This window comes from Collinsella sp. CLA-JM-H32, from assembly GCF_040098165.1.
Lineage (GTDB): Bacteria > Actinomycetota > Coriobacteriia > Coriobacteriales > Coriobacteriaceae > Collinsella.
The window spans coordinates 1-13,307 of sequence record NZ_JBBNMZ010000017.1 but is presented as its reverse complement, the minus strand read 5'-3'; the positions used below and the strand labels follow the sequence as shown (position 1 = coordinate 13,307).

The following is a 13,307-nucleotide window of genomic DNA, read 5'->3' as shown; positions in this document are numbered from 1 at the left end:
CACGGGCGGCTGTCCATGCATACCTTTCGGCACACGTATGAATACAGGCGGCGAGAGGAAGAGACAAGCTTGTGGGGCGATTATTGAACCCCGTCGATGCAAACAAAAAGCCGCCACAGACCGTAAGACCTGCGGCGGCTTCGCCTCAATTAATAGTTGAGTAAATACCTGAGCCTACCCCTCGATACGGCTCAAGAACTCACGCGTGCGCTGCTCGCGCGGATGGTCGATAACCTGATCGGCAGGCCCCTCCTCGACAATGCGGCCGCCATCCATAAAGACCACACGATCGGCAACATCGCGCGCAAACTGCATTGCGTGGGTCACGATCACCATCGTCATATTCTGCGCCGCAAGGTCTTTAATGACACGCAGCACCTCGGCCGTCAGCTCGGGATCGAGTGCCGAGGTCGGCTCGTCAAAGAACAGGATCTCCGGGTCGAGCGCTAGGGCGCGGGCAATACTCACGCGCTGTTGCTGACCGCCCGAAAGCTCACACGGAACCTTGTTCTCGTTGCCCACAAGCCCCATCTGAGCAATCAATTCATGCGCACGAGCTTCCGCCTGCTCGCGCGGGCGCTTAAGCACGCGGATCGGCGCGTCGATGATGTTTTTCATCACGGTATAGTGCGGGAACAGGTTGTAATTTTGGAACACCAGGCCGAATCGCGAGCGCGCCTGCTTGGGTACATCGCCCTTCGCATAGACCGCGCCCGAACCCGCATCCGTCGCAACGGCAAGGTCACCAAACGAGAGCGAGCCTCCGTCGAGTGTCTCGAGCAGCGTGGCACACCGCAGCAGCGTGGACTTGCCGCCACCCGAAGGCCCGATAATCGCCACGACCTCGCCACGCTTTACCTCGAGCGAGATATCCTTGAGCACCTCATTGCCGCCAAACGCCTTACGCGCGTTTTCGATTTTCATCACTGAGTTAGTCATGATAATAGTCCAGCTTCTTTTCGGCGGCGCCCAGCAGCATCTCGACCACAAAGTTAAAGACCCAGTAGATCAGCGCCGCGATCGCAAACGGCACCATGCTCACCTGCGAGGCGACCAGCGCCTTGGCCGTCGAGAACATCTCACCCACGCCAATGGCAAACGCCAGCGACGTGTCCTTGACCAGCGTGATGATCTCGTTGCCCATCGCCGGCAGAATACGCTTGGCGACCTGCGGCATCACGATATACAGAAACGTCTGCAGGCGCGAGTAGCCCAGCACCTCGGCGGCCTCGTATTGACCGCGCGGAATGGACTGCAGGCCCGAGCGATAGATCTCGGCAAAGTAACCGGCGTAGTTGATGATGAACGCCACGACGCACGCCGTCCACTTGGAATCGGGCGTGAGCGAAATGCCAAACACGTAGTACGGGGCAAAGTAGATGGCAAACATCTGCAGCATGAGCGGCGTACCGCGCATGACCGAGATATAGATGCGCGCAATCCAGCGAAGCGGCGCGATTTTGCTCATGCGCATAAACGCCACGGGAATTCCCAGCGGAATCGACCCCAGCAGCGTCAGCACAAACAACTGCAAACTGACCAAGAATCCCTGGCCAAGCATTTGCATCATGACTTGAATAGACATTACTTGAGCACCCAATTATCGAAAGATAGACCATAGCTTGAATACTTGTCGCACAGGTCCTTGACCGTGCCGTCCTCGTAGAGCGCCTTGAGCGACTCGGCTACAGCATCGGCCGACTTGGTGTCGCCCTTCTTAAAGCCAACGGCGTAGTGCTCGCTGGACAGCGGCTCATCAAGCTGCGTATAGGCATCGGGCTTGGCGGCAAGCTGATACTGGGCAATCGAAAGATCGCACGCCACGGCATCGACCGCGCCGCTCTCGAGCTGCATAAAGGCCGTGTTGTACTCGCCGATCGTGTCGAGCGTGGCAAACGTCGCTGCCAGATCCTTCTGGTCACCCTCAAGCACGTCCTGCGCAGCGGAATCAGTCTGGGTAATCACAGTCTTGCCGGCAAGATCGTCCCAGCCCTTGATGCCCGCATCCTTCTTGACCACCAGCACCTGCTCGTTGAGCATGTACGGCTCGGCGAACGTGTAGTCGTCCTCACGGCCCTCCATGGTAAAGCCGTTCCAGATGCAGTTGATGGCGCCCGAGTTAAGCAGCGTGTCCTTGGCATCCCAATCGATGGCCTCGTATTTGACCTCCCAGCCCTGCTTATCGGCAACAGCCTTGGCAAGATCGAGATCAAAGCCGGTGTACTCGCCATCGTCGCCCACAAAGCCGTACGGAGGATAGGACTTATCAAAGCCCACCACGAGCTTCTTGGACTCCGCAGCGCCCTTCACATCCTTGGCCGCGGCAGAGCCAGCAGCGGAGCCCTTGCCGGCACCACCGCCGCAACCGACAAGACCAAGGCCAAGCACCGTGGCGAGCGAGCCGGCTAGACCAACAAACTGACGACGAGACATATCGGTATTCATGGTATTCCCCCTTGGTGGCACTTTAGTTAAGTAAAGTGAGTCGTGTAACGTTCAGAATCATACACTTTACCTTGATAGAGTACAAGGCGAGTTTGCCCGCCGCGTGAGGGGTGTGGGGGTTAAGTTTCCTGCTCTACAGTCCTGCTCACGACGGAGGCCACATTAAGTGGCCTCCTGTTCGTGCGGAACTCGCGATAAACTTAACCCCCACACCCCTCACGCGGCGGGCAACCGTCGTTGGGCTTATCACTGACACGAATAAACCGCTTGTATATCGTCTGCTGGCTTGGCACGGTACAATACTTACAGCTTTAATTCATGAATAAGTGGAGTTATTGATGGCAGAATCTCGTGCGGAGCGTAGGGCTCGTCGTGCTTTGGTGGAGGCGGTTGAGGGGTCGAAGGAGGAGAAATCTTCTACGAAATCCAAGTCTTCTAAAGCTGCAAAAAGCAAATCGACCAAGAGCAGGGCTAAGACCAAGCGTTCTGACTCTCGTCGAGGCGGAGACAAAGCGTCTCAGACTCGCTCCAAGCGTCCGCATAAAGATCCGGTTTCGCCTGCGCGTAAGGCTGTGGATCCCAAGTCTCCCTGTTCCATCATGAGAGCTTGTGGCGGATGCACGGCGCTCAATCGTCCTTATAAAAAGCAGTTGGCAGCTAAGCAGGCTGCTATGGAGGAGCTTTTTGCTTCGCTTTGTGAGCGTGAGGGCATTGCTGTAGATCCTATTCGTGGCATGGGTGTCACCCTGGGCGACCCGGGCAAATATCCTGCGCCGCGCGGTTTTCGCCATAAGGCCGCCACTCCCTTTGCTCCCGGTAAGGAGGGCGCTGTCCGTTGCGGTTTCTTTGAGCGCGGCACGCACAAGATCGTTGCCGTACCCGAATGCCCCGTCGAGGCACCGGGCGCCCGTCAGATTCTCAACGGCATCGCACGCGAAGCTGAACGGCTGCATATTCCCGCCTTTAATGAGGACAAGCATCTTGGTTTGCTTCGCTATGCCGTCGTCCGCTGCGGTTGGCATACCGACCAGGTCATGGTCACGCTCGTGACCGCTCAGCGCGACTTGCCGCATGCGCAGGAGTTCTTTGAGGCTGTCGTCGCACTCAATCCGCACATCGTCACCGTCGCCCAAAACATCAACGGACGTCCCGGCAACGCCATCCTCGGCGAGGAAACCCGCATTGTATATGGCGCCGAGTGCATGCGCGACCAGCTGCTCGGCTGCGAGTTCGACATCTCCCCCACCGCGTTCTACCAGACCAACCCGCAGCAGACCGAGCTGCTCTATCAGCTCGCGATTGACGGCATGGATCTGCACCAGGGCGATGTGCTTATGGATGCTTACTGCGGTAGCGGTACCATCGGTCTTTGCGCAGCTAAAGATGCCCAGAACAAGGGGATCGGCATCATGCTGCTCGGCGTGGAGCGCAACCCGGCGGGCATTGCCGACGCACGCCGCAATGCCGAGCTCAATGGCCTCATCCGCAGTGCTTGGTTTATGGCCGACGATGCCACCGACTACATCCTAGATGCCGCCGACAACAACGAGCGCGTCGACGTCCTTTCCATCGACCCGCCGCGCGCCGGCTCCACGCCCGAGTTCCTCGAAGCTGCCTGCGCACTTAAGCCGCGCCGCATCACCTATATCAGCTGCAACCCCGTGACCCAAGAGCGCGACCTGCACCAGCTCCTCGACGGAGGCTATCGCCTGCTCAAGATCACGCCCGTCGACATGTTCCCTCACACCGACCACACCGAAACCGTAGCGGTCCTCGAACGCCGCTAACCAACCTCAGTAGATTTTTGGGACAAGAAAGGGGGCGACCCGCCTGGGCCGCCCCCTTCGCTTGGTTTATAAACTCCGCTACATCCCATTGCGCAGATCGCACACGCCGGCTGCCGCCATCTCGCGCAGCAGCGTCTCACGGTCGCGCGTCACGATCAAATCTAGCGGGAAGTGAATCTCGTCGAGCATCTTGCGCGCGTGATCGAGCTTGCCAATGGCCATGCCAATGTGGGCATCGGTTGACACGCCAATGCCCACGCCCAGCTCGGCGCAGCGCTCGGCGATCTTGCGGCATACGGCCCAATGCTCAGTGTCGACACCGTGTTCAAGACTATGGTTGTTGATCTCGATAATCTTGTGCTTGGCCTTAGCTGCCAACAGCACCTCGTCGATATCGAACGGCACGCCCGAACGTCCCGTGTGACCCAGCATGAACACCTTGGGGTACTCCAGGGCATTGATATACATCTCGGTCGTCTGGGCCAGCGTCGCGCCTTCAGCAATCTGCGGATTATGCACGCTCGCAACCAAATAATCCAAATTACGCGTAACCAAATCGAACAGCGAATGCTGACGGCTGTACGAATCGCCGGCAATATCGAGCGTGACAGGAGTGTCCTCGCCAAACAGGCTTCCGTCCAGCGAAACGATATCGGCCTCGGCACCACGCAGCACCAGCACGCCGCTCCAAATGCGCGGCCAGATATCCTGGTTGATAAAGAACTGGTAACTGCGCAGGTCATTGGGGCAAGCCGTAACCATAGAGCTCAAATGGTCGGCAGATCCGAGCACCTGCAGGCCACGCTCTGCCGCCCAGTACACATTCTCCTCAATGGTCGAATATGCATGCGCAGAGAACATCGTATGGGTATGAATGTCACAAGAAAGCAGGTAGGGCATCAGGTCTCCTTATCTGGCACGGCCGTCGCTTATATTCATTGTACGCATAGCCTTCGATAGTCGTAAAACCACTCCATCCCAAAGACACAACGTCCATGACAACGGGGTCCGGCTTAACACCAAACCACGTTTCACGTAAAACATTGTAGGCAGAGCGCTTTACTTTTAACGATACTCGTCCGCCAACTGTTTCCAAGCGGGTAGCGAATTGATAATCGTTTCGTAACTCACGCAATAGCCCAGGCGGAACCAACCCGGCATACCAAAGCTGTCCGAGGGAACCGCAAGCAACTCATACTTCTTTGCACGCTCGCAAAACGCATTCGCATCGGGTTCCAGCGCCTTCACCCACAGGTAGAATGCACCATCCGGCTCAACATAGGTGTAGCCGTACTCCGCTAGTGCGTCGGTAAGCGCGGTGCGGTTGCGCGCATAGGCCTCGACATCGCTCGGCTCATCGATGCAATCGATGATTACGCGCTGGAAGAGTGCCGGTGCGCATACAAAACCTAGCGTACGGGCAGCACCCGCAACAGCCGGCATCAGACGGGCAGCCTGCGGATTGGTGTTGGGAACCAAGATCCACCCCACGCGCTCGCCCGGCAGCGACAGTGACTTGGAATACGAGTAGCACACGATGGTGTGCTCGTAGATCGAGGGCACCCAAGGCACCTCGGCACCGTACACAATCTCGCGGTACGGCTCATCCGAGATGAGCATAATCGGATTCTCGGGATCGCGCTGAGCGTTGGCCTCGCGCAGAACATTGGCCAGTCGCGTCAGCGTGTCGCATGTATATACGGCACCGGTCGGATTGTTGGGAGAGTCAATGATGACGGCCGCCGTCTTATCGCTGATCGCCTTGAGCACGTTGTCCACGCTCAGCTGGAACGTATCTTCATCGGCGAGCGCCTCAACACACGTACAGCCGGCCTTCTCAATCCAAACGCGATACTCCGGAAAGTACGGGGCGATAACAATAACCTCGTCGCCCGGGTTCGTAACGGCGTTGAGCGTGCAGGTGAGCGAAGCCGCGGCACCCACCGTCATAAATACGTCTTTGCCCTCATAGCTCGTGCCAAAGCGGCGGTTGAGCGATTCGGCCACAGCGGCACGACATTGCGGCAGGCCCGGTGCGGGCGTGTAGCCGTGCAGCTGGTCGCTCGGCAGCTCCAGGGCCTTCTTAATCGACTCAGCCACAGCAGCGGGCGCCGGAACGCTCGGATTGCCCAGCGAAAAATCGAATACGTTTTCCGCACCGATCTGCGCCTTGCGCTCAAGGCCATAGCTAAAAATCTCACGGATGATGGAGCTTTCCGCGCCGCGAGCATACATAGTTTCGTTGATCATCTGTTCCCCTTTCGCATAGGCGCTATTGTACGCTTTAGCCGAGCAAAGTGCCGCAGCAATGTTGATTGGGGACAGACGACCCCATATCGCTCAAAAGAAAAAGCCTCCACAAGTTTCCCCGCGGAGGCTTTTGTTACAAGGACTATTTGTCGGCGTCGGTGTCGGCACCGGCATTGACGGCATGGTCATCGTCAGCACCATCGGATGCGGCTTCGGCATCCTCCTGCATGGCCGCCTGCGCAAAGGCCGCGGCATCAGCCGCCAGCTCCTCCTCGCTCATACGAGGCGCGCGCTTCTTGGTCGACATGCCGGCCGCCTTGGCATTGCGCTCCTCCTTGGCCGCCAGGATATCACCCTCGCGCTCAAGGTAGGCATCCCACTCGTTGTCGAGCAGGGCGTTCACGGCGTCGCCTTCGACGGTCTCGCGCTCAAGCAGCACCTTCGCCATCAGATCGAGCTGATCGCGACGGGCGTCCAGGATCTCGACCGCACGACGATGGGCCTCACGCATAATGCGCTGAACCTCGATATCGATGCGGCGCGCCGTCTCCTCGGAGTAATCCTGGTGATCGGCGTAATCGCGACCAAGGAACACCTGATGTTGCGCCTCGCCAAACACTTGCGTGCCCAGCTCCTCGCTCATGCCCAAGCGCGTGACCATCTCGCGCGCCATCTTGGTTGCGCGCTCCAGATCGTTGCTCGCGCCCGACGTAATGTCATCGCACATGAGCTCCTCGGCAACGCGACCGCCCAAGAACACGGCGAGCTCGTCGAGCATCTCGTTCTTGGTCTTGAGGAAGTGGTCCTCCTGCGGAAGCTGCAGCGTGTAGCCCAGAGCCTGACCGCGGCTGACGATCGAGATCTTGTGGACCGGATCGGAGTGCTCCAGGATGTGGCCCACCAAAGCGTGACCGCTCTCGTGGTAGGCAATCGTGGTGCGCTCGGCCTCGGTCATCACGCGACCCTTGCGCTGCGGTCCGGCAATCACACGCTCCATCGATTCCTCGACCTCGTCCATCGAGATCACGGAACGATGGCGGCGGGCAGCCAGCAGCGCAGACTCGTTGAGCAGGTTCGCCAAATCGGCGCCAGTAAAGCCAACGGTCATCTGGGCGAGTTTCTCAAACTTAACGTCCTCGTCCATCGGCTTGTTCTCGGCATGCACGCGCAAGATTTGCTCGCGGCCCTTCACATCCGGACGGTCGACCGTAACCTGACGGTCAAAACGGCCGGGACGCAGCAATGCCGGATCCAGGATGTCAGGACGGTTGGTCGCAGCGATCAGGATGACCGACTCGCTTTCCTCAAAGCCGTCCATCTCGACCAGCAGCTGGTTGAGCGTCTGCTCGCGCTCGTCGTGACCGCCGCCCAAGCCAGCTCCGCGCTGACGTCCCACGGCATCGATCTCATCGATGAAGATGATCGACGGGGCCTGGGACTTGGCCTCCTTAAAGAGGTCACGCACACGGCTGGCGCCGACACCTACGAACATCTCGACAAAGTCGGAACCCGAGATGCTAAAGAACGGCACGCCCGCCTCGCCGGCAACGGCCTTGGCCAGCAGCGTTTTACCGGTGCCCGGAGGGCCAACCAGCAACACGCCACGCGGGATCTTGGCGCCCAGCTTGCGATAGCGATCCGGATCGCTCAAAAAGTCACGGATCTCCTCGAGCTCCTCGACTGCCTCGTCCACTCCGGCAACGTCTTCAAACTTGACCTTGGGGCGTGTGGCCTCGTTGGTCTTGGCGTTGGTCTTGCCAAACTGCATGTTCCTGTTGTTGGCGCCCATCATCTGGCGCATAAAGTAGAACATGATGGCGATAAGGGCGATCGTCGGAAGCACACTCATCGCCAAGTCGCCCCAAAAATCGGGATCGTTGGTGTTGACGATGTACTTGGTATCGGGGTGCTCCGCCATGAGCTCGGCAAGCGAATCGGAGCCGACATAGGTCGAAGAGAAGCTCTTGAGCTCGCTCGTATCGCCCTTGTCCTTTTTTGTCTTCCAGTAATGACCCGTCACGCTTCCGTCTTGAACCGTATAGGTCAGATCTTCGACGCAATCCTGCTTGATGGCGCTGACCATCTCGCTCGTCGCGAGCTTAACGGTATTGCTGGAGCTGGCAAAGCCGGAACCCATATTAAAGAAGGCATAGCCCAGAAGCGCGCAAGCCAAAAGAAAATACAGCCAGCCCGTACGCGTGGGCTTCTTGCCTCCGGGCATCCCCGGGATCTTTGGGTCCCGGGGAGTCTGGGAATTGTTGTCGTTACGGTCGTCGGGCATCTTACGAATAAACCTCCGGTTTCAAAATGCCCAGATACGGAAGGTTGCGATAGCGCTCGGCATAGTCGAGGCCGTAGCCCACCACAAAGGCATCGGGGCAATGGGTTCCAACATACTTGGGCGTGATGGCCGAGACGCGGTCCTCAACGTCCTTCCACAGGAAGGCGGCGACCTCCAGAGAAGCGGGCTTGCGGCTCTCGAGGTTCTTCATCAGATACTTGAGCGTCAGGCCCGAGTCCAGAATGTCCTCGACAATCAGCACGTCGCGACCGCGGATGTCGATATCCAGGTCCTTAATGATACGCACGATACCCGAGGACTTCACACCGTCGCCGTAGCTCGAAACAGCCATGAAATCGATGTTGGTCGGCAGCTCGATCTTACGCATCAGGTCGCCCATAAAGACCACGGCGCCGCGCAGGACCGCAATCAGCACCAGATCCTTACCCGCGTAGTCGCGCGTAATCTCCTCGCCCAGGCGAGAGACGATACCGTCGATATCCTCCTGCGTAAACAGAACCTTCTCGATATCCGGATGTTGAGAAGCCATGACAACCCTTTCTTGTGCTTATCGCCCACACACCGCCGTATGGACGCGAACTACACATTCTAGCAGCGCACGGGGTAAATTTACCAGCCCGTGCGCCATCAGCGCGGGAATACCGTCAACGTCGCACAGAATAGCAGGCGTGGGACGCTATTCCGCATCGACCACGCGGAGCAGATATGCCACGCGCGTTGCGGCCGTGCACTTAAAACGCTCGTCCGCGCGAACTCCGGCGACCCACACCACGGCACCCCCCGGCGCCGTCCTCACCATGGGCACGCCGGCGCGCTCGGAAACGGGAATGCGAGCCTCACCTAGCAAATCGGATACTTTCTTGCTTCGGCCACTCATCCCTAACGGGCACATCACGTCTCCCGGCGCGGGACCGTCCACCCACAGGCGCGCCAATCGCGCCTCGGCAGGGATCTCGCCACGCGAGCCCGCCAGGATCCGCTCACTATCGCTGTCGGCAAAACCCAGGGCAGCCGCGTCTACCAAAGCTGTCACTTCCCCGGCAGCCGCAAGCTCACGGGCGCGGCGCACGATATCGCATCCCGGCTCAACAGCCATCGGTTCTGTGACCAGCATACGTCCCCCGCCCAACGGCAAACGACCGGGTACGGTAACCCAGCCCGCGACCAGGCCCTCGCGAGCCGCCGGCGCCTTAAACGCCAGCATGCCAAACTCAATGCGTGCGTCAATCCCCGCCGGAAGCGTGACCGAGCCGGTGCCCTCGGCAACGCAGGAAAGGACTCGCTCCACATGTCGCATCTCGGGACGAGCGTCCGGATCGATGCGCTTAATCGCCAGTCGCACGATGCGCCGCGCGATTACCACCTCGGCCGCAGCCAGGCGCCTGGCATCGAGCACCAGCGCACCCGCTGCCTCTTTGCGCAAACAGCTTCGAAACGCCTGTGCCGAAAGCTGAGACAAAAACGCGTCCTCATCGCCTAAGATCTCGCAGGCGGCGCCAATCGTCTTGCAGACGCTCGCGTTGCGCTGCACCACCACTGGCATTACTCGATGGCGCACGTAGTTTCGCAGATACGAGATATCCTCATTGCTCTCGTCTTCACGCCACGGCTGACCATGTACCTGTAGATAGCCCACGAGCTCGCCATGAGTTAGGTCGAGCAAGGGACGTACCACGATATTCCTCCGGCGAGGAATGCTCGATAGGCCAGCGGGGCCCGAACCCTTAATCGCGTTCATCAAAAACGTTTCCGCGCGATCCGAAGACGTGTGCGCGGTGCAGATACGAGCCGCCGTTCGCGGTGCCCCAGTCTGGGCGCAGAGCTCGCGAACATACCTCCGCGCCGCGGCATAGCGCACTTCGCGGGCCGCGGCCTCAATATTGCCCGACTCCCCATCAAAATAAGCGTGCTCCACGCACAGCGGTAAACCATATTTCGCGCAGAGCTCACGCACAAAGGCCTCGTCGCCATCGGACGCCTTGCCGCGCAGATGATGGTTTACATGCAGCACATGCAGGCGCTCGCGAGCAATGGGGGCAACACCGCGCCCGTCTTGGATATCCAGCTTTGATGTGCACGCCATAAGAAGCAGTGCCGTCGAGTCCGCGCCGCCTGATACCATGAGCACGACAGGAGCAGCCTGCTGCCTCGTTCGGGTCTCATCGACTGCCCCGGGCACGGCATGGCGTCCGTAATGCTGTGATACCGTAGGCATTTGCTTCCTCCTCTATTCGTCCGCACCCATTGTATCCTTTGGAATCTTATGTCTCGTCTGCACCTTCATATCCTTGGCAGCGGCTCAAAAGGCAACTGCGCGCTCATCGAAGGCCCCCGGGGGCTCATCATGATTGACGACGGTCTTTCTCGCCGCGAGACATTAAAGCGCATGGCAGAACTGGGACTCTCGGCAGACAACGTCTCGGCTCTTCTCATTACTCATGAGCATAGCGATCACATCAAGGGTCTCGATGTCTGGTGCAAGCACTGGCACGGTCCCCTCTTTGCCAGTAGGGGCACACTTTCGAGCAAAGAAAATCTTTCGCATCTGCCTGTCGAGGAATTCGACCCCGGTGACACCCTATCCATTGCCGGCATCCACGCGCAAACCTACTCAACATCACACGATGTCATCAATCCAGTCGGCTATCGATTCGACACCCTCGATGATTCCATCGGCTTTGCCACCGACACCGGAGAGCTATCGAGCCAAGCCATGAACACCCTCAAAGATTGTCGAGTCCTCGCACTCGAAAGCAACCACGATGTGACCATGCTGCGCGAGGGAGAATATCCCCGCTTTCTTCAGGAGCGCATCCTGTCTGAAAGGGGACACCTCTCCAATGGCCAAGCCGCCGAAGCCGCGCGCGAACTTGTTACCGATCGCACCGAACAGCTCATTGCCATGCATATCAGCCAAGATAACAATCGTCCGAGCCTTACCGTCAAAAGCTATGCCAAAGCTCTGGCCGCAACCCTGGATGACGAGGTCGGCAGCTCCGCAACCCTTCTCCAAGGATCGCGAAAACTCTCGATACGCCCTGCGAGTCAGTATCAACCGGCAACCATTCAATAGACTGTCCTAAACAACAAAAGGGGCCGGGAATCGCTTCCCAGCCCCTTTTGTTGTCTTTTAATAGCGAAGAACACCAACGAAGTTATTCGATGGAGATCTTCGTAACGTTCTTCTTCTCGACGATCTTGGGAACCGTAACGGTCAGGATGCCGTCAGCGTACTTAGCCGAGAGGCCCTCGCTCGAAGCGTCCTTAAGATACACGCCACGCGTCGCGCTGTACGAGCTGAACTCCTTCTGCAGGAAGTTCTTGCCCTCGTTCTCCTCGTCTTCCTCGACATTCACGCTAATGGACAGACGGCCCTCGTTAAGCTCGACATCGATATCGTCCTTGGCGACGCCGGTCAGATAAGCCTTGACCTCATAGCCATCGCCCTTATCCTCAACGTCAACGGGGAACGCCTTAGAGGCAATCGAGCTGTTCGCTAGGTCGCTCATATCATCAAACAGATCGAACAGCGAGCTTGCAGAGGGACGAACGCCAAAAACCGAACGATAAGGAACCATGCTTGCCATGTTTACCACTCCTTTATAGGACTGCCGAGTCATCTTCCAGGTGACTGGGACTTCTTTTGACGCTCTTATATATGCCCACCCAGTGCTCATATATACATCGACTATAAAGTTTTTTGAGTCCAGTACTATAAGCATATCTAAGTGCGTATGACTTAGGTTTTAGGAAGGTTAAGGTTCTTTGAACCAGAGCTTAAATACCGAGTATGTCCCCAGCTACAAATAACAAGGGGCTTACAATGAGCGCGTACACGTTGTTGGTAACGAGCTAAAGGGCATCATGGACGACCAAAACCAGAACAAAATGTTTATGCCGACGCAGGGGGAAGATACTTCCACGCAGCCGCCACGGTTCCATCGTCCCCACATCTCGCAAGAGCCCATTAATGATCCGGAGCCCGAGTATGTGACGAGAAATCGATATCAAACACTCGAGGATGCCCAAACGGGGCGTAAACATATGGGCGTCGCCTCGGGAGACCCTGTATATCTGAAAGACGCACCATTATCTAAAAACAGCGCAGCTAGTGATGAGCCGATGAAAGCATCCGCCACTCATCAACAAAGAGGTCCTCGACCAAAGCAAACCTTGACGCATTCGGCTCGCTATCTCGAAACGCCAAAACAGGGAAAATCAATCTTCGTTTCATCAAGTAAACGACGCAAGCAGCATCGACTGACAATCCTGCTTTTGATCATTGTGGCCATAGCAGTTGCCCTTGTTATTCGATTTATCTTCTTTAAATAAAGGCTCAATACCAAAAACGATAAGATCGTCTGGTGTAATAGAGTCATTTACGCCCCATAAACGCAAAAAAGGGGGAGGCCGCGAGGCCTCCCCCTTCCAAGTTCGATGACGGCTCGGTGCCGTCCACCGGTCAGCGGCGCCCTGGCCTCCCACGGGCTGACCCCGCAGTACTCTCGGCGCGATGGGGCTTA

Annotated in this window: 12 protein-coding genes; 3 read left to right on the top strand and 9 right to left on the bottom strand. The window is 57.9% G+C overall.

All coding sequences use genetic code 11. The features are described 5' to 3' along the window. Positions 1-174: 174 nt before the first annotated feature. Genes AAA021_RS09130 through AAA021_RS09120 form a run of 3 tightly spaced genes read right to left on the bottom strand, consistent with a single transcriptional unit; the run spans position 175 to position 2,445 of the window. Positions 175-939: an amino acid ABC transporter ATP-binding protein gene (locus AAA021_RS09130; protein ID WP_349088967.1), complete on the bottom strand. Its 765-nt coding sequence runs from the start codon at positions 937-939 to the stop codon at positions 175-177. Further along, positions 932-1,585, bottom strand: a complete 654-nt coding sequence (locus AAA021_RS09125; RefSeq protein WP_099432382.1) for an amino acid ABC transporter permease — start codon at positions 1,583-1,585, stop codon at positions 932-934. The genes AAA021_RS09130 and AAA021_RS09125 overlap by 8 nt, the downstream gene beginning before the upstream one ends. Then, entirely contained in the window at positions 1,585-2,445 is an 861-nt protein-coding gene (locus tag AAA021_RS09120) for a transporter substrate-binding domain-containing protein (protein WP_349088965.1), read from the bottom strand. Before AAA021_RS09120 ends, AAA021_RS09125 begins: the two co-directional genes overlap by 1 nt. A gap of 572 nt (positions 2,446-3,017) precedes the next feature. On the opposite strand from AAA021_RS09120, the gene rlmD reads away from it, so the two are divergent. Next, positions 3,018-4,232: a 23S rRNA (uracil(1939)-C(5))-methyltransferase RlmD gene (gene rlmD, locus AAA021_RS09115; RefSeq protein ID WP_349088990.1), complete on the top strand. Its 1,215-nt coding sequence runs from the start codon at positions 3,018-3,020 to the stop codon at positions 4,230-4,232. Between the two features lie 78 nt (positions 4,233-4,310). Here the strand turns inward: rlmD and AAA021_RS09110 are convergent, their stop codons facing one another. The 5 genes from AAA021_RS09110 to tilS form a co-directional block, all read right to left on the bottom strand. After that, positions 4,311-5,132, bottom strand: a complete 822-nt coding sequence (locus AAA021_RS09110; protein ID WP_349088964.1) for a phosphatase — start codon at positions 5,130-5,132, stop codon at positions 4,311-4,313. A 165-nt stretch (positions 5,133-5,297) separates the two neighbouring features. Continuing rightward, positions 5,298-6,482: a pyridoxal phosphate-dependent aminotransferase gene (locus AAA021_RS09105; RefSeq protein ID WP_196025543.1), complete on the bottom strand. Its 1,185-nt coding sequence runs from the start codon at positions 6,480-6,482 to the stop codon at positions 5,298-5,300. Between the two features lie 142 nt (positions 6,483-6,624). Then, entirely contained in the window at positions 6,625-8,703 is a 2,079-nt protein-coding gene (gene ftsH / locus AAA021_RS09100) for an ATP-dependent zinc metalloprotease FtsH (RefSeq protein WP_349088962.1), read from the bottom strand. Positions 8,704-8,764: 61 nt separating this feature from the next. Next, positions 8,765-9,313, bottom strand: a complete 549-nt coding sequence (hpt, locus tag AAA021_RS09095) for a hypoxanthine phosphoribosyltransferase (protein ID WP_022093938.1) — start codon at positions 9,311-9,313, stop codon at positions 8,765-8,767. 147 nt (positions 9,314-9,460) lie between these two features. After that, positions 9,461-10,999: a tRNA lysidine(34) synthetase TilS gene (gene tilS / locus AAA021_RS09090; protein ID WP_349088960.1), complete on the bottom strand. Its 1,539-nt coding sequence runs from the start codon at positions 10,997-10,999 to the stop codon at positions 9,461-9,463. Positions 11,000-11,047: 48 nt separating this feature from the next. Here tilS and AAA021_RS09085 point away from each other — a divergent pair, with 48 nt between their 5' ends. Further along, a complete protein-coding gene (locus AAA021_RS09085) occupies positions 11,048-11,857 on the top strand; it encodes an MBL fold metallo-hydrolase (protein WP_349088959.1) in 810 nt (269 codons plus the stop codon). An 82-nt stretch (positions 11,858-11,939) separates the two neighbouring features. On the opposite strand, the gene AAA021_RS09080 is transcribed toward AAA021_RS09085, so the two are convergent. Beyond that, a complete protein-coding gene (locus AAA021_RS09080; protein WP_055310182.1) occupies positions 11,940-12,371 on the bottom strand; it encodes an Hsp20 family protein in 432 nt (143 codons plus the stop codon). A gap of 277 nt (positions 12,372-12,648) precedes the next feature. Here AAA021_RS09080 and AAA021_RS09075 point away from each other — a divergent pair, with 277 nt between their 5' ends. After that, positions 12,649-13,116 carry a hypothetical protein gene (locus AAA021_RS09075; RefSeq protein ID WP_148331335.1) on the top strand — a complete coding sequence of 156 codons (468 nt, stop codon included), beginning with the start codon at positions 12,649-12,651 and terminating at the stop codon, positions 13,114-13,116. Positions 13,117-13,307 lie beyond the last annotated feature (191 nt).